General features: G+C 71.8%; 15 protein-coding genes. 8 read left to right on the top strand and 7 right to left on the bottom strand.

Annotated elements, in window-relative coordinates:
• Positions 1-111: 111 nt before the first annotated feature.
• The 3 genes from ACFYL4_RS08630 to ACFYL4_RS08640 are packed head-to-tail and all read left to right on the top strand — an operon-like array spanning position 112 to position 2,759.
• A complete protein-coding gene (locus ACFYL4_RS08630) occupies positions 112-1,026 on the top strand; it encodes a MetQ/NlpA family ABC transporter substrate-binding protein (RefSeq protein ID WP_387517544.1) in 915 nt (304 codons plus the stop codon).
• Positions 1,027-2,082, top strand: a complete 1,056-nt coding sequence (locus tag ACFYL4_RS08635) for a methionine ABC transporter ATP-binding protein (protein WP_357764616.1) — start codon at positions 1,027-1,029, stop codon at positions 2,080-2,082.
• Positions 2,082-2,759 carry an ABC transporter permease subunit gene (locus tag ACFYL4_RS08640; RefSeq protein ID WP_357764619.1) on the top strand — a complete coding sequence of 226 codons (678 nt, stop codon included), beginning with the start codon at positions 2,082-2,084 and terminating at the stop codon, positions 2,757-2,759. Before ACFYL4_RS08635 ends, ACFYL4_RS08640 begins: the two co-directional genes overlap by 1 nt.
• Before the next feature lie 97 nt (positions 2,760-2,856).
• Here ACFYL4_RS08640 and ACFYL4_RS08645 read toward each other — a convergent pair whose 3' ends face one another.
• The gene (locus tag ACFYL4_RS08645; RefSeq protein ID WP_387517547.1) at positions 2,857-3,498 is read right to left on the bottom strand and encodes a TetR/AcrR family transcriptional regulator; all 642 of its coding nucleotides are present in this window, start codon (positions 3,496-3,498) and stop codon (positions 2,857-2,859) included.
• A 60-nt stretch (positions 3,499-3,558) separates the two neighbouring features.
• On the opposite strand from ACFYL4_RS08645, the gene ACFYL4_RS08650 reads away from it, so the two are divergent.
• The gene (locus ACFYL4_RS08650) at positions 3,559-4,968 is read left to right on the top strand and encodes an aldehyde dehydrogenase family protein (RefSeq protein ID WP_387517549.1); all 1,410 of its coding nucleotides are present in this window, start codon (positions 3,559-3,561) and stop codon (positions 4,966-4,968) included.
• Between the two features lie 59 nt (positions 4,969-5,027).
• On the opposite strand, the gene ACFYL4_RS08655 is transcribed toward ACFYL4_RS08650, so the two are convergent.
• Positions 5,028-6,641, bottom strand: a complete 1,614-nt coding sequence (locus ACFYL4_RS08655) for a polysaccharide deacetylase family protein (RefSeq protein ID WP_387517550.1) — start codon at positions 6,639-6,641, stop codon at positions 5,028-5,030.
• Between the two features lie 177 nt (positions 6,642-6,818).
• Positions 6,819-7,934, bottom strand: coding sequence for a pyroglutamyl peptidase (locus tag ACFYL4_RS08660; protein ID WP_357764629.1), 1,116 nt, complete (start codon positions 7,932-7,934; stop codon positions 6,819-6,821).
• A gap of 234 nt (positions 7,935-8,168) precedes the next feature.
• Here ACFYL4_RS08660 and ACFYL4_RS08665 point away from each other — a divergent pair, with 234 nt between their 5' ends.
• The 3 genes from ACFYL4_RS08665 to ACFYL4_RS08675 all read left to right on the top strand — a co-directional run bounded on the left by ACFYL4_RS08665 (position 8,169) and on the right by ACFYL4_RS08675 (position 10,851).
• Positions 8,169-9,716, top strand: a complete 1,548-nt coding sequence (locus tag ACFYL4_RS08665; protein WP_387517553.1) for an aldehyde dehydrogenase family protein — start codon at positions 8,169-8,171, stop codon at positions 9,714-9,716.
• A gap of 155 nt (positions 9,717-9,871) precedes the next feature.
• Positions 9,872-10,342 carry a MarR family transcriptional regulator gene (locus tag ACFYL4_RS08670; protein ID WP_357764634.1) on the top strand — a complete coding sequence of 157 codons (471 nt, stop codon included), beginning with the start codon at positions 9,872-9,874 and terminating at the stop codon, positions 10,340-10,342.
• A gap of 80 nt (positions 10,343-10,422) precedes the next feature.
• Entirely contained in the window at positions 10,423-10,851 is a 429-nt protein-coding gene (locus ACFYL4_RS08675) for an organic hydroperoxide resistance protein (protein ID WP_357764637.1), read from the top strand.
• Between the two features lie 85 nt (positions 10,852-10,936).
• On the opposite strand, the gene ACFYL4_RS08680 is transcribed toward ACFYL4_RS08675, so the two are convergent.
• The 4 genes from ACFYL4_RS08680 to ACFYL4_RS08695 all read right to left on the bottom strand — a co-directional run bounded on the left by ACFYL4_RS08680 (position 10,937) and on the right by ACFYL4_RS08695 (position 14,969).
• Positions 10,937-11,947 carry a hemolysin family protein gene (locus ACFYL4_RS08680; protein ID WP_357764640.1) on the bottom strand — a complete coding sequence of 337 codons (1,011 nt, stop codon included), beginning with the start codon at positions 11,945-11,947 and terminating at the stop codon, positions 10,937-10,939.
• The gene (locus tag ACFYL4_RS08685) at positions 11,944-13,326 is read right to left on the bottom strand and encodes a hemolysin family protein (protein WP_357764643.1); all 1,383 of its coding nucleotides are present in this window, start codon (positions 13,324-13,326) and stop codon (positions 11,944-11,946) included. The genes ACFYL4_RS08680 and ACFYL4_RS08685 overlap by 4 nt, the downstream gene beginning before the upstream one ends.
• A gap of 237 nt (positions 13,327-13,563) precedes the next feature.
• Positions 13,564-14,124, bottom strand: coding sequence for a TrmH family RNA methyltransferase (locus ACFYL4_RS08690; RefSeq protein WP_357764645.1), 561 nt, complete (start codon positions 14,122-14,124; stop codon positions 13,564-13,566).
• Positions 14,125-14,321: 197 nt separating this feature from the next.
• On the bottom strand, positions 14,322-14,969 hold the full coding sequence (locus ACFYL4_RS08695) for a class I SAM-dependent methyltransferase (RefSeq protein WP_387517556.1): 648 nt from the start codon (positions 14,967-14,969) through the stop codon (positions 14,322-14,324).
• Between the two features lie 138 nt (positions 14,970-15,107).
• On the opposite strand from ACFYL4_RS08695, the gene ACFYL4_RS08700 reads away from it, so the two are divergent.
• Positions 15,108-15,611 (top strand): dsRBD fold-containing protein, encoded by a 504-nt coding sequence (locus tag ACFYL4_RS08700; RefSeq protein WP_387517558.1) that lies wholly within the window; start codon positions 15,108-15,110, stop codon positions 15,609-15,611.
• Positions 15,612-15,739 lie beyond the last annotated feature (128 nt).

Here is a 15,739-nt window from a genome sequence, read left to right on the forward strand (position 1 = left end):
CCTTTTTGGGTTATTCTCCTTTCGTCCAGGAATTCCTCACCGCCCGCTCCGGAACGTTGTCCGGCGCCGCTCCCGCGCGGCGTGCCCGTACCCATGCGAAAGAGAACACCCATGTCCACCACCGAACGCTCCTCCCTGTACCCGCACGGCGCCTCGGCGCTCGCCGCCGCCTCGGCCCTCGCCCTGGCCCTGACCGGCTGCGGACCCGACGGGGGAGACGGCGGTTCGTCCGGAGCCGAGGGGGAGCCCTTCCGGATCGGGGTCGTGGGAGTCAACGAGACCCACCGGCTCCTGGCCCAGCTCGCGGAGGAGGAGCTCGGCCACGAGGTCGAGCTGGTCAACTTCACCGACTACAACCAGCCCAACCCCGCGCTGGCCAACGGCGACCTCGACGCCAACTGGTTCCAGCACATCGCCTACCTGGCCGACTACAACGCCGCCTCCGGCGACGACCTGACCCCGATCGGGCCCACCGAGATCGTCCCGCTCTCCCTGTACTCGGCCGACTACGAAGCGGTCGACGACTTCCGCGAGGGCGACGAGATCGCCGTCCCCAACGACGCCGTCAACCAGGGGCGCGCCATCAACGTGCTGGCCCAGGCCGGGCTGGTCGAGCTCAGGGAGGACACCCCGCAGCCCCAGCCGCGGGACGTGGACGAGGACGCCTCCACGGTCACCGTCACCCCGCTCTCGGCCGAACAGACCGTCAACGCCCTCCAGTCGGTCCAGGGCGCGGTCATCAACAACAGCTTCCTCAACGACGCCGGAATCGACCCGAAGTCGGCCCTGTTCGGCGACGACCCCGGCGACCCCGCCGCGTTCCCCTTCGTCAACGCCTTCGTGGTGCGCGCCGAGGACGGCGACAACGAGGCCCTGGCGGCGATCGCCGCGCTCTACCACGACGACCGCGTCCTGGAGATCGCCTCGGAACTGTCGGAGGGCACCTCCGTACCGGCCGATGTCGACGTCGACGAGCTGCGCACGGCCCTGTCCGACTACCAGGTCGCCATCGGAGACGGTGAATAGATGAGCACGGCGCACCCCGGCGGCGGTCCGCCGCCGGGCACGGCCCTGATCGAGCTGCGGGGCGTCACCCGGACCTTTGGCCAGGGGGAGCGGGCCGTCACGGCCGTCGACGACGTGTCGCTGAGCGTTCACCGGGGCGAGGTCCTGGGGGTCATCGGTTTCTCCGGTGCGGGCAAGTCCACCCTCATCCGGCTCGTCAACGGTCTGGAGAAGCCCACGTCCGGGTCGGTCCACGTGCTCGGCCAGGAGATCTCCGCCCTTCCGGAGCGGAGCCTGAACAGGGTCCGCTCCCGCATCGGGATGGTCTTCCAGCAGTTCCACCTGTTCACGTCCCGCACGGTCGCCGGAAACGTCGCCTACCCCCTGCGCGTCGCGGGATGGGACCGGCGGCGGCGCGGGGGCAGGGTCGCCGAACTCCTGGAGTTCGTCGGCCTCACGGACAAGGCCGACCAGTACCCCGAGCAGCTCTCCGGAGGGCAGAAACAGCGGGTCGGCATCGCCCGCGCCCTGGCCGCGGAGCCGGACATCCTGCTAGCCGACGAGTCCACCTCGGCCCTGGACCCCTCCACCACCGGGGAGGTCCTGGCCCTGCTGCGGCGCGCCAACGAGGAACTGGGCGTGACCATCGTGGCCATCACCCACGAGATGGAGGTCATCCGTGCCATCGCCGACCGGGTGGCCGTGATGGACCGGGGCCGCGTCGTCGAGACCGGAACGGTCCACGCGCTCTTCTCGGACCCGCGCGCCGGTGAGGCGACCGGCTTCGTGTCCCGCGCGCTGAAGGGGCGGCCCACGCCCGAGGACGTGGCGCGGATCAGGAGGACGACCTCGGGGAGGCTGGTCACGGTGTCGTTGGGCGACCCGGGCGCGGTCGGGTCCGTGCTCGGGCGCGCCGAAGGTCTGGGGGCGAGTTTCGAGATCGTGCACGGCGGGATGAGCACCACGAAGGACGCGTCCTACGGCCTGGTCACCCTGGCGGTCGGCGGGCCCGACGCCGCGGCCCGGCGGTTCATCGAGGCGCTGGCCGCGGCCGGTCCCGTCCAGGAGGTGGACTGATGGTCGAGGCCTACCGTGGTCTGGACTGGGAGTACTACGGTCCCGCGCTGGTCCGGGCGATGCTCGACACGCTGTACATGGTCGGCTGGGCGTTCCTGATCGGCGGCCTGCTCGGCCTGGTGATCGGTCTGGCGCTCTACACCACGCGCGAGGGCGGGCTGTACGCCAACCGGCCGGTGTGGCACCTGACCAACGTCCTGGTGAACCTGGTCCGTCCCGTCCCGTTCGTCATCCTCATCGCCGCCCTGCAACCGGTCACCATCCAGGTGGTGGGCAGCGGCATCGGCAACGACGCGGTCGTCTTCGTGATGGTCTGCGCCTCCAGCTTCGCGATCGCGAGGATCGTCGAGCAGAACCTGGTGTCGGTCGACCCGGGCGTGATCGAGGCGGCCCGGTCCATGGGCGCCTCGCGGATACGCGTGGTCCTCACGGTACTGCTGCCCGAAGCGCTGGGGCCGCTCGTGCTCGGCTACACGTTCGTGGTCATCGCGATCACCGATATGTCCGCGCTGGCGGGCATCATCGGGGGCGGTGGGATCGGCAACTTCGCCATCGTGGAGGGCTACAACCGGTTCCGGCCCGAGGTGACCTGGCTGGCGGTGGTCGTGGTCGTCGTCTTCGTTCAGTCGTTGCAGGTGGTGGGGAACGCGCTGGCACGCCGGGTCATGCGCCGTTAGGCGGGCCAGCACGTCCGTGTCCCACGCGGGTGCGGTGATCCTCTGGCCGACCCGGTGCGCGGGGCCGTGGGCTGACCGCCTCCCCGACCCACGGCGCTCAGGCGGCGCGGACGCCCAGGGCCCGGAGTAGGTAGGGGAGCAGGCGTTCGGCGATGTCGGCTCCGGGGGTGGCGGCGGCCCCGCCGCCGCTCCCGGGTGGGACCAGGAAGGTGTGGCTGACCATCGGGCCGATGACCAGTTCCGCGACCACCAGCGGGTCCTCCACCAGGGGAATCTCCCCGCGCTCCACCGCCCGGTCGAGGACGGCCAGTACGCGTTCCTGGAGAGGGACCACGAAGGCGTCGAAGAGCACGTCGGCCAGTGCCTGGTTGTGGGCGGCCTCGCCGAGGACCGCGCGGAGCAGCCGCCCGGAGGGGCCCTCCAGGGCGGAGGCCTTGTCCCGGAGCAGGGCCCCGAGGTCGGCGGTGAGGTCGCCGTGGTCGTGGTCGGGGCCGAGGTTCTCCGCCCAGGCCCTGGCGGCACCGACCACCAGGTCCTCCTTGGAGCGCCAGCGTCGGTACAGGGTGGCGGTGGAGACCCCCGCGCGGCGTGCGACGGCAGCGGTGGTCAGGCCGCTGTAACCGTGCAGCTGTAGCTCGGCGAGGGTGGCGTCCATCAGCGCGCGGTCCCGGCTCGCGTCGCGGGGGCGGCCCCGTGGGGCGCCCCCGGCGGACGTCTCCGGCAGATGGTCCGTCGTCATGGCTCAAATCGTAGGTGATCGGACACTTGGAAACGAAACGTTTTCGTTTACTCTGGGGCCATGGCTCACACCAACGCCTCCGAATCGCTCACGCTCACCTCCGAGATCCCCCAGATCGTGGCCGGGCTGCGTGCCACCTTCGACAGCGGCCGCACCAAGCCGCTCTCCTGGCGCCGCGCGCAGCTGCGCGCGCTGCGGCGCATGCTCACGGAGGAGCGCCCCACCCTGGAGAAGGCGCTCCGCTCCGACCTGGGAAAGCCCCCGGTCGAGGCGCACACCACCGAGATCGGGTTCGTGGTCAACGAGATCGACCACACCCTCAGACACCTGGCCTCGTGGCTGCGCCCCCAGCGGGTGTCCGTGCCGGTGGCGCTGGCCCCGGCCCGGGCCCGGCGCGTCCGGGAACCCCTGGGCGTGGTCCTGGTCGTCAGCCCGTGGAACTACCCCGTCAACCTCTCCCTGGCCCCGCTGGTCGGCGCGATCGCGGCGGGCAACGCCGCGGTGCTCAAGCCGTCCGAACTCGCCCCCGCGACGTCGGCCGCGCTGGCCGACCTCCTCCCGCGCTACCTCGACACCTCGGCGGTCGCGGTGGTCGAGGGGGGCGTGCCCGAGAGCACCGCGCTCCTGGCGGAACGCTTCGACCACATCTTCTACACCGGCAACGCGGCCGTGGCCCGGATCGTCATGGCGGCCGCGGTGCGGCACCTGACCCCCGTCACCCTGGAGCTGGGCGGCAAGAGCCCGGCGATCGTCGACCCCGGAGTGGACCTGGCCACCACGGCCCGACGGCTGGCCTGGGGCAAGTTCACCAACGCGGGGCAGACCTGCGTGGCCCCCGACTACGTGCTGGCCGTCGGGGACACCGCCGAGCCGCTCCAGCGCGAACTTGCCGCCGCCGTCACCGAGATGTTCGGCACCGATCCGGCGACGAGCGCCGACTACGGACGCATCGTCAACGAGCGCCACTTCGACCGGCTCAGCGCGTTGCTGGACAGCGGCAAGGTGGTCGCGGGCGGGCGGACCGACCGCGAGGAGCTCTACATCGCCCCGACGGTGCTCGGCGACGTGGAACCGGACACGCCGGTGATGGCGGAGGAGATCTTCGGCCCGATCCTGCCGGTCGTGCGGGTCCCCGACCTCGACGCCGCGATCCGGTTCGTCAACGAACGGGACAAGCCGCTGGCCCTGTACGCGTTCACCGACTCCGACACCACCAAGCGCCGCCTGACCACCGAGACCTCTTCGGGAGCGCTGGGGTTCGGTCTGCCGATCGCGCACCTGGCCGTGCCGGACCTTCCCTTCGGCGGGGTGGGGGAGAGCGGGATGGGCGCCTACCATTCGGCGGCCTCCATCGACACCTTCTCGCACACCAAGTCGGTGCTGGACAAGTCGCTGCTCATGGACACGATGCGGGTGGCCTACGCGCCGGTCAGCCAGGCGAAGGAGCGCATCCTGCGCCGGCTGCTCTGAGCGGGACCCGGACGGGCCCCGGCCGCCGCGGCGACCGGGGCCCGTGAGGCGTTGGCGGGTCACTCCACCCGCGCGTCGGTGTGCGTCTCGCCGGGCCTGAGCCCGTCACCGAAGATCTCGCTGACCGTCACGAAGTGGAACCCCTGGTCGTGCAGCCCCTCCAGCACGTCCGGGATGGCGTCCACGCTCGACTGGTGGATGTCATGGAACAGGACCACGCTGCCCTGCTTGGTCTCGCTCAGCGCGTGCTCGGCCACCGCCGAGGTGTCCCGGCTCTGCCAGTCCATGGTGTCCACGTCCCACAGGATGATGGGATGCTCCGTCGCGTCGCTGACGGTTCCGTTCATCGCGCCGTAGGGCGGACGCAGGGTGGGCGGGGCCTCTCCGGTCACCTCCTGGACCGCCTGGTCGGTGCGCTCCAGGTCCTTGGCCACCCCGTCGGCCGACAGCGTGGTGAGGTCGTCGTGCTTCCAGGTGTGGTTGCCCATCTCGTGTCCCTCGGCGTGCGTGCGCTCCACCACCTCGGGGAACTCGCCCACGAGCGAGCCCAGCACGTAGAACGTGGCCCGGGCGTCGTACTCGCCCAGGTGGTCCAGGAGTTCCTCGGTGTACTCTCCCGGCCCGTCGTCGAAGGTCAGCGCCACGCATTTGAGGCGCTCGCAGTCCAGGGTGTTGCCCTCGGCCGTCAGGGTGCCGTCGAACGGGAAGTCCCCGGGGTCCGCGTTGGACCCCACGGCCGCGCCGCGTGCGTGGTAGCCCAGTTCGGAGAGGACCTCCTCGGCCTCCTCCGGTTCCACCGGCAACAGGACCTCGCCGCTCCGTCCCGCGTTCGGGACATCGGCCGGGTCCATCCGTACGGCCAGGCCCCCCGCCGTACTGAAGGCCAGGTCGGCCAGCGGGGACTCGGCCCAGCGTTCGGCCGCCTCCCAGGCCTGTTCGGGGTCGGCCAGGTCGGCGTCGCCGGGAGTGGGCGCCTCCGCGTCGGCATCCTCCCGCGCCTCGGCGTCCCGAGCACCGGTACCGTCCGCCTCGGCCCCGGTGTCCTGGTCGGGCTCCCGCTCCGACCCGGAGGCCCCCGCCGACACCGAGTCCGGGTCGGCCTCGGCGCGCTGGGCGATCTTCCCCAGGAGCCCGGGCAGCTGTTCGGCGGAAAGCTGGTACCCGTCGCGCAGCACCCGTGCCACAGCCAGGTGCGCCGCCTCCAGGGCACTCTCGTCCCTGAACAGGGAGGTCCAGGGCAGGACCTCTCCGGAGGCGGAGTCGTACCAGAGCGTCGAGGTCTCGGTGCCGCCTTCGCGCACGCCCGACGTGACGGCGGACGTGCGGACGCCGATCACGTCCTCGGAGGCGGCCAGGAGTTCGACGTCCTGAACCAGTTCTGGTCTGCCGTGGTCCGGCAGCTCCTCAAGGAACGCGGTCTGCCGCTCGGCCATCCTGGTGCGGACCTCCGTGGTCAGCGGGTGGGACTCGCCCAGGATCGGATAGCGGTAGCTCACCGCGCTGTGGTCGACCTGAACCGCCACCGTGCGCGTGGCCAGTCCCTCCAGGGTGTCCGGAGAGAGCTGGATCGCCTCGGCGTAGGGCAGGTCCTGTTCCGCGGAGCAGCCCGGGACGAGTAGCAGGCCCAGAGCCGCACTGACAGTGAGTTTTCGTCGCAGAGAGGTGTCAGCCACGTGGGGGACCTTATCGGAGCCACACATCCGACAGGCGGACACAGAGTAATGGCGCGTGCTCTCAGAGCGATGAAATGCCCGACTGTGGCCGGAAGGTGAGTTTTACGAAGTCGCCCCTCGTCCGGGCGTGTCACCACGGCCCTTCGGGCCACTCCGACCCCCCGCTCCCGCCGTACCTCACAGCCCCCCGGGGTCTCCCGGGTCGTCTTCGGGAGGCGGTGCCGACAACGCCTCGGAGGCCACCACGGCCACCAGAGCGCGTGTACGGGCCAGCGTGTCGGCGTGCTCGTCCGGCCGTCGGGTGCGCGGCAGGTGGACGTGTCCGGCCGCCACACGCGAGCCCGCCCGGTCCCGCAGCAGCGTGTTGCGGTAGGCGATCTCGTTGGACAGGTAGTCGCCACCGCCGCCCTGACGCGACGCCGAACCCGGGCTGGGACCGTCCGGGCGTGTCACCGGCGCGGCGCCGCCCTCGGGAACCTCGGTGACCTCGGTGTTGGCCACCATCGCGTGCGGCCCGTCCGTGTCGGCGACGATCCGCTCCAGGGGCAGGGAGGTGCGGGTCCACTCCGGCACGTCGGACCCGGCCACCGGCGCGCGACCGGTACGCGACACCCCGAGGTTGTCCACGCCGCCTCCGCGCCACACGCCGTTCCAGACCTCCAGGTCGAACCGGTCGCGGCCCCGGCTCAGCGTGATCACGGCGTCGGCGGTCCCGTACTGGTCGGCCAGCGCCTCCTCCACGATCCCGGCGTCGAAGTCCGCCCAGCGGACCGGGAAGACCGCGCAGCGCACGACGGCCGTGCGGTCACCCACCGGGAAGGTCCACCCGTGTAGGTCCAGGGCTGCCGCTCCCGAGGGGTTGGAGCACTCCGGGTCGGTGTCCAGGTGGAAGGGGTCGAAGCCGGTGACCACCACGCGGACCCAGCGGTCCCCCGGGGGGAAGTCGAGGTCGGTGATGCCCCGGGAGGCGGTCTCGAACAGGTGCAGCAGCCCGGCTCGGTCGTCCGCGCCCAGCGGGAAGGAGGGCTCCCACGCCCGCAGCCGGGAACGCAGGACCAGACGCGCCCAGTACAGGGGGCGGTCGTCGACGGGGTCGGGGCCGGTGCGCGCGGACTCGGTCCACAGCCGTGAGGCGTGGGAGGCGACCACCTCCCGGGCCTGGGTGAGGTCGGTGCTCGCACGCAGGTCGGCGGCGAACAGGGGGTCGGCGGCGCCGAAACCCGAGCGGGCCAGGATCTGGCGGGGCTCGGGAAGGTCGGCGCGGGCCTCTTCGTGGGTGGTGTCGTGGTGCACGGGCCAGCCGTCTGGGTCGGGGGCGGGGAGAACGGGCCCCGCGAGTCTAACGGTCTCCCACGACGATCCGTACGGGCTCGAGGGGCCGGGCCGGAAGGGGTCGCTCTCCCGGTCGGGCGGGTGTTCGGGCCGTACGCCACGCCCCCGTGCGGGGCACCCGGGGGTGGACCGCCGGGCCCGGAGTTGGCAAGGTGTGTGATGACCGCCTCCCCTCTCAACGGAGAGAGAACACACATGCACACTGGTGCCCTCCCCGACACCGAGGTCCTCGCCGAACGCGCCCGGACCGCGCTGGAACGGTGCGGCGTGACCCGCCTGCCCGAACCCCTCGGGGCGCCCGGTCGGGCCCGTACGCCGATCACCGGCGGGACCCTCTTCCCGATCGAGTTCGACACCCCCGCCTCCGCCGAGAGCGCGGTGGCCGAGGTGCACGGTTCCTTCACCCGCGCCTGGCGCGACACCCCCGCCCCGGTACGCGGGCGGCTCGTCCACCGCCTCGGCGAGCTCCTGCGCGAGCACAAGGCCGACCTGGCCGAGCTGGTCACCCTGGAGGCGGGCAAGATCCGCTCCGAGGCCCTGGGCGAGGTCCAGGAGATGATCGACGTCTGCGACTTCGCCGTGGGCCTGTCACGGCAGCTGTACGGGCGCACCATGCCCTCGGAGCGCCCGGGCCACCGCCTGATGGAGACCTGGCACCCGTTGGGCGTGGTCGGTGTCATCACCGCCTTCAACTTCCCCGTCGCGGTGTGGTCCTGGAACACCTGCGTGGCCCTGGTGTGCGGTGACACGGTGGTGTGGAAGCCGTCCGAGCTCACCCCGCTGACCGCTCTGGGCTGCCACGGCCTCCTCATGCGGGCGGCGGCCGACGTCGGCGCGCCCTCCGACGTGCACCGGGTGGTCCTGGGCGGGGCCGAGGTCGGCGACGTCCTGGTGAACGACGCGCGGGTGGCGCTGGTGTCGGCCACGGGGTCGACCGCGATGGGCCGGACCGTGGCGCCGAAGGTGGCGGCGCGGATGGGTCGGTACCTGCTGGAACTGGGCGGCAACAACGCGGCGGTGGTGACGCCCTCCGCCGACCTGGACCTGGTGGTGCGCGGGAGCGTGTTCGCGGCGGCCGGTACGGCCGGGCAGCGCTGCACCACGCTGCGCCGCCTGATCGTGCACGAGGACGTGGTCGACGGGGTGGTCGAGCGCGTCGTGGACGGCTACCAGCAGCTGCGTGAGCGGATCGGCGACCCCTACTCCGAGGACACCCTGGTGGGCCCGCTGGTGGGGGAGCGGGGGCACACGGCCATGCGCGAGGCCCTGGAGCGGGCGCGGTCCGACGGCGGCGAGGTGCTGGTGGGCGGTGAGCGGAGGCTGGACAAGGACGCCCCCGACGCCTACTACGTGGAGCCCGCCGTGGTGCGGATGCCCGCCCAGACCGACGTGGTGCGCACGGAGACCTTCGCGCCGATCCTGTACGTGCTCACCTACCGCACCCTGGAGGAGGCGGTGGAGCTGCACAACGGCGTCCCGCAGGGGCTGTCCTCGGCGATCTTCACCCAGGACCAGGCGGAGGCGGAGCGCTTCCTCTCGGCGGCCGGGTCCGACTGCGGCATCGTCAACGTCAACATCGGCACGTCGGGAGCCGAGATCGGCGGCGCCTTCGGCGGGGAGAAGGACACCGGCGGCGGTCGCGAGTCGGGCTCGGACTCCTGGAAGGCGTACATGCGCCGCGCGACCAACACCGTGAACTACGGCGGCGAGCTGCCTCTGGCGCAGGGCGTGCGCTTCCTCTAGGAGCACCGTACGCGGGGCTCCCCCACGGGCGGGGCCCCGCCCGTGGGGGAGCCCTACGCGGGAGCGGCCCATCCCGCCCTCAATGGTTGTGCACAACACTGTTGTGCACAACCAAATTCTGTTACGGTGGTCGCGACGTCGAGGGGAGGAGCACCATGAGCGTCGACGACGGGGGAGACCCCCTCGCCCTGGACCGGCAGCTGTGCTTCTCCCTGTACACGGCCTCCCGGGCCCTGACCGGCCTCTACCGGGAGGTGCTCGCCGACCTGGGGCTCACCTACCCGCAGTACCTGGTGATGCTCGTGCTGTGGGAACGCGGCACCCTTCCGGTCAAGGAACTCGGTCTGGCGCTGAGCCTGGACTCGGGCACCCTCTCCCCCCTGCTGCGCAGGATGGAGGGCGCCGGACTCCTCACCCGCAGGCGCGGACCCGAGGACGAGCGCATCGTGCGCGTCAGCGTCACCGACGAGGGCGGCCGCCTGCGAGAGCGGGCCGGAGGCGTCCCCGAACAGATCCTGTGCGCCACCGACCTTCCGGCGGACAGGGTCGAGGAACTCCGGGAGCTGCTCGACCACGTCACGCGCTCGGTGTCCGCGGCCACGGGCCGCCCGGCAGGGCTCCCCTGACCCGGACGCCGGACGCACCCCCATCACCCACCATGACACCGCGGGCCCGGCGCCGCGCCGGGCCACAGAGAGGGACCGACATGGCCTACAACGTTCTCTACACCGCCAACGCCAGCGTCACCGGCGAGGGCCGCAAGGGCTCGGGCGCGACCGACGACGGCCGCCTGAGCGTCGACCTCTCCGTGCCCGCGGGCGTGGGCGGCGACGACGGCCCCGGCACCAACCCCGAGCAGCTCTTCGCCGTCGGCTACGCCGCCTGCTTCCACGGCGCCCTCAAGAACGTCGCCCGCCAGGCCAAGACCACGGTCGACGGCTCCAGCATCGACGCCCAGGTGAGCCTCGGCAAGTCCGAGGAGGGCCTGGACATCGCCGTCGAGCTCGTCGTCACCCTCCCCGGCCTGGAGCGGGCCGAGGCCGAGAAGCTGGTCGAGGCCGCCCACCAGATGTGCCCCTACTCCCGTGCCACCCGCGGCAACATCGAGGTCACCCTCACCACGAAGACCGCCTGAGGCCCACGGCAGAACCTCGAACACACGCAGCGGGGGCCGGTCACGTCCGTGACCGGCCCCCGCCGTGTTCTTCCCGACCCTCGGGTCAGGCCGCCGTGTCCAGCAGCAGCAGGCGGTCCAGGATGTCCTGGAGCGTCACCAGCCCCACCACCGCGCCCTCGTCCTCGACGAGCGCCAGGTGGCTACGGCTGTCACGCATGATGCCCATCGCCGCGTACATCGGGGTGCCCACCGACAGCGTCAGCACCGGGCGCATGAGGTCGGCGGCGGTGGTCCCGTCCGGCCTGGTCAGCGCCTCACGCACGTGCAGCACACCGACCGGCTCGTCCGACTCCATCACCACCAGCCGCAGGTGCGTGGACTCGCGCGAGACCCGCTTGATCTCCTCCACACCCGCGTCCGGCGCCACCCACGCGATCTCCTCGCGCGGCGTGAAGTGCTCGTCCAGCGGCTGGGAGTTGACCTCGAGGGCCGTGGCCAGCTGGTCACGGCGCTCGGAGTCCAGGGCACCGGCCTTCGCCGAGTGCTCCACCAGCTCGCGCACGTCCTCCGGGTTGTGCCCGCTCACCAGCTCGTCCACCGCCTGCACACCGAAACGGTGCAGGACCCAGTTGGCCATGCCGTTCAGCATCACGATCAGCGGACGGGTCAGCCACATGAACGCCCGCATCGGGATCGCCAGCATCGTCGCCGACTTCTCCGGATGCGAGATCGCCCACGACTTCGGCGCCATCTCACCGATCACCAGGTGCAGGAACGTCACGATGATCAGCGAGAACGTGAACGAGAGCACGTACGCCACCGAGTCCGGAAGACCGCTGAACAGCGGCTCCAGCATGTGGTGGAACGCCGGCTTGGAGATCGCGCCCAGGGCCAGCGTGGCCAGGGTGATCCCCAACTGCGAACCGGCCAGCAGCAACGACAGGTCACGGGCGCTCTTGAGCGCCGCGCGCGCCGAGGCGCTGGTGTGCGCGGCCTCCTCCAGCCGGTAGCGGCGCGCCGCCACCAGGGCGAACTCGATCGCCACGAAGAAACCGCTCAGCGCGATGAACACCACGGTCAGACCCATGGCCCACCACACGTTCATGTCGCTCATGCCCGCACCTCCCGTGCGCCGTCCTCGACCACCTCACGCAACCGCAGCTCCACCGTGTTGGGAACGTGCCGCTGCACCGCGTTCACGGTCAGCGTCAGCGCCATGTCCGGGTCACCGTCATGGGCACTGGCGGGGCGGGGCAGCGACAGCTCCACCCGGTCGCCGACCTGCGGAAGCCGGTGCAGCTCGTGGATGACCAGACCGCCTATGGTCTCGTAGTCGCCCTCGGGCAGGTCATGGCCGATCAGCCGCTCCACCTCGTCGATGTGCAGGGCGCCCGGCACGATGTAGCCGTTCTCCCCGTCCAGGTGGGCGGGTGCCTCCTCCTCCGGGGTGTGCTCGTCGGCGATCTCGCCCACCAGCTCCTCCGCGAGGTCCTCGGTGGTGATCACACCGGCCAGACCGCCGTACTCGTCCACCACGCAGGCGAACTCCTCGCCCGCCTCGCGCAGCTGGTCGAGCACGCCCGGCAGCGGAAGCGAGGCCGGGACCATGACGGTCGGCCGCGCCACCTCGCTGACCCGCACGTCCGACAGGTCGCGGTCGCCCAGCGCGAGCACGTCGCGCAGGCAGATCACGCCCACGATGTCGTCCACGCCCTCGCCCAGGACCGGGAATCGGGAGTGGTCGGAGGCCATCAGCTCCACCACGCGGCTGACCGGCTCCCCCTCCTCCACGGTGGTCACCTCGGGACGCGGGATCATCGCGTGCCCGGCGGTGCGGTCGTGGAAGTCGAGGGTGCGGTCCAACAGCGTGGACACCTCGGCGGGCAGGTCGCCGGTCTCACGCGACTCGGCGATGATGCGCTCCAGGTCGCGCGGGGTCGCCGCGTGCTGGACGTCCTCCACCGGAGTGATGTTCACCAGCTTGAGCAACCAGATCGCGGCCTGGTCGAACAGCCAGATCACCGGTCCGAAGACCTTCAGGTAGATCCCCGTGGACAGGGCCAGCCAGCGGGCCACCGGTTCGGGGCGGGCGATGGCCAGGTTCTTGGCGAAGAGCTCGCCGAACACCATCTGGACGACGGTGGAGAACAGCAGGGCCAGGAAGAGGCCGATCGCGAGTCCGGTGCCGACCGGGACACCCGCGCCGCCGAGAAGCTCACCGACGCCGCGGCCGATCATCGGTTCGGCGACGTAGCCGACCAGCAGGGTGGTGACGGTGATGCCCAGCTGGGCACCGGAGAGCATGAAGGACGTTCGGTTCGTGATGGCCAGGGCGCGTTTGGCGCCGGTGTCACCGGCCGCGGCCCGCGACTTGAGCCGCGAACGGTCCACGGCCATGTAGCCGAACTCCTGGGCGACGAAGTATCCCGTCGCCACGGTGATCAGGAAGACCACCAGGGCACCGAAGGCGATACTGAGGACGGTGCTGATCATCGGGCACACACCGCCTGGGTCCGCCCGTGGGCGGGGTTCCTACGAAGGTGCGCGCCCTTCACAGAAGGGGGCTCGTCGGCGTCTGGGTCACAGCATCCCTGAGGGATGCTGCTGGTACTTCGGGACGGGTCCACTGTTCCTCTCTCTGCGCCTGTGCGCGTCGGGTGTGAATGAAGTGGTCTGTGGTTCACAGGAGGGACGTCCGGCGAGGGGAAAAGATTCCCCTCGGGGGGGGGCTCAGCCTCCGACGGGCGCGTTGGCCTCGTCGTCGAAGGCGGCCCACTCGCGGCGGCGCGCCTCGGCGAGGGCGATCGACGTGGCCACGGCCACGTTGAGCGATCCGACCCGGCCGATCTGCGGAATGTAGGTGACGGCGTCGGCCCCGGTCAACAGGGCGGGGGAGCAACCGTGGTCCTCGGCGCCCACGGCCAGGCACACGTCCGGCTCCAGCGGCGCGGCGTGCAGGGGCACGGCGCCCTTGGCCAGCTCCACGGCCACGACCCGGTAGCCGTCCGCACGCGCGGCCGCCAGGGCCTCGGCGGTGCCCGACAGGCGGGTGTGCGGGACCTTCGCGCCGGTGCCCAGGGCGGTCTTGCCGACCTTGGGGTCGTCGGGGTCCGCGCTGTTACCGGTGAGCCAGAGCTGGTCCACGCCGAAGGTCGCGCACGTGCGCAGGATCGAGCCGAGGTTGTACGGCTGGGTGACCGACTCGACGAGAAGGGCCAGACGCCCCTCGGTGCGCCTGCGCCACTGGCGGTTCAGGCGTTTGACGTCCGTGGGACGCAACTGCGTGCTCAACTGCGGTGTGTTCCTCGAGGTGTGGGCCGGGCGGTCCGGCGTGGTCGGTACAGATTACCGGTCGGGGGTCGCGCGCGCACGCGTGACCCGGGACACATGATGGCGAGTTCGGACAAGGGGCGCGCCTCGGACGGCTCCGGGGCCCGCGGCCGCCGGGCGGTCCGGGCACGGCGCGACGCACACCGGGGTCACGGGGGTCAGGAGGCGCGGCGCACGGCCAGGACACGGAAACCGGCCCGGGAGGCCACGCGCTCCGCCGGCAGCCCCTGGGCGTCCAGCCACTTCTGGAGGGAGTCCGAACCCAGGTGGCGCTGGACCACCAGGTGCGCCACGCCCTCGGGGGTGAGCCGGCCCAGCCAGGTGCGCAGCATCGAGTGCAGGACGTCCTTGCCCACCCGGATCGGCGGGTTGGACCAGATCGCGTCGAAGGGCCCGAGCAGGTCCCCGGCCGAGGGGGAGCGGCCCTCACCCTGCTCCGGGGCCAGCTCGCCCCCCGGCTCCACCACCCCGAACCAGGCGTTGCCCAGGCCGTGGTCGTCGGCGTTGCGCCGGGCCAGGCCCACCGCCCGCGCGTTGACGTCCACCCCCAGCACGTGCGCCCCCGGGGCGCGCGAGGCAAGGGTGAGGGAGACGGGGCCGTACCCGCAGCCCAGGTCGAGCAGGCGCCCCTCCGAGGGCGGGGGCGGAACGGTCTCCAGCAGGACCCGGGTACCCAGGTCCACCCTGTCGGGCGAGAACACCCCGCGGTCGGTGCGCAGGCGCAGGTGGAGGTCGGGCAGGACCAGGTCGGTGGAGGAGGGCCGACTGGCGGCGCCCGGATCGGAGTCGAAGTAGTGCTGGGCCACGCCGTGACGCTACCAGGCACGGGACCGGTGAAGGGACGGCAAAAACCTCGCATACCACCGGGAACGAATGGGCCAACCCTCCTCCGGGAGCCGATTCAGCGCCGAAGATGGAGACAAGCGAGGTTTGTGGGGGAACCCATGCGAGCAGAGGTAGGAGACCGACTGGTCGTCGAGAGCCCGAAGGCCGACACCCACCGGCGCACGGGGGTGGTCACCCGGGTCCGGGGTGCGGAGGGGTCGCCGCCCTACCAGGTGCACTGGAACGGTACCGAACCGGGGCACGAGGCTCTGGTGCATCCGGGACCCGACGCGCACATCGAACGGCAGCCCGGACCGCGACCGGGCGGAGAGGGAGCGGATGCCATGCAGACGATGAAACGGTGGAACGTCGACGTGCTCGTCGCCGAGGAGAGCGAGGGCGACGCCGCCCGTACCTGGGCGGAGGTCGGGCTGGTCGCCGACGACGGCACGGCCCTGCGCGGCCACGGGATGGCCCGCAAACACCCGACCGACCTGGACGTGCCGGAGATCGGCGAGGAACTGGCCGTCTCCAGAGCACTGTCAGACCTCTCACGTCAACTGCGCCAGGTAGCGGCCGAGGACATCAACGACAACACGGGGACGCCCTGGCGTCCGATCTGACCACGGTCCCGCCGAGCGAGCGGAAACCGCGCGGTGGCAGGGGTCCCCGAGCGAGACCGGGGGCCCCTGCCCGTGCCCGCGCCGAGGCGGGGGCGCTCCCCGGCGGGTCCGGAACCGGCCGCCCCGGA

The organism is Nocardiopsis sp. NPDC006938, assembly GCF_042869555.1.
Lineage (GTDB): Bacteria > Actinomycetota > Actinomycetes > Streptosporangiales > Streptosporangiaceae > Nocardiopsis.

Coding starts and splice junctions, on each gene's coding strand:
- ACFYL4_RS08685 (WP_357764643.1), bottom strand. CDS start 13,326: ATGATCAGCACCGTCCTCAGTATCGCCTTCGGTGCCCTGGTGGTCTTC.
- ACFYL4_RS08635 (WP_357764616.1), top strand. CDS start 1,027: ATGAGCACGGCGCACCCCGGCGGCGGTCCGCCGCCGGGCACGGCCCTG.
- ACFYL4_RS08670 (WP_357764634.1), top strand. CDS start 9,872: ATGAGCGTCGACGACGGGGGAGACCCCCTCGCCCTGGACCGGCAGCTG.
- ACFYL4_RS08665 (WP_387517553.1), top strand. CDS start 8,169: ATGCACACTGGTGCCCTCCCCGACACCGAGGTCCTCGCCGAACGCGCC.
- ACFYL4_RS08650 (WP_387517549.1), top strand. CDS start 3,559: ATGGCTCACACCAACGCCTCCGAATCGCTCACGCTCACCTCCGAGATC.
- ACFYL4_RS08675 (WP_357764637.1), top strand. CDS start 10,423: ATGGCCTACAACGTTCTCTACACCGCCAACGCCAGCGTCACCGGCGAG.
- ACFYL4_RS08630 (WP_387517544.1), top strand. CDS start 112: ATGTCCACCACCGAACGCTCCTCCCTGTACCCGCACGGCGCCTCGGCG.
- ACFYL4_RS08645 (WP_387517547.1), bottom strand. CDS start 3,498: ATGACGACGGACCATCTGCCGGAGACGTCCGCCGGGGGCGCCCCACGG.
- ACFYL4_RS08680 (WP_357764640.1), bottom strand. CDS start 11,947: ATGAGCGACATGAACGTGTGGTGGGCCATGGGTCTGACCGTGGTGTTC.
- ACFYL4_RS08700 (WP_387517558.1), top strand. CDS start 15,108: ATGCGAGCAGAGGTAGGAGACCGACTGGTCGTCGAGAGCCCGAAGGCC.
- ACFYL4_RS08640 (WP_357764619.1), top strand. CDS start 2,082: ATGGTCGAGGCCTACCGTGGTCTGGACTGGGAGTACTACGGTCCCGCG.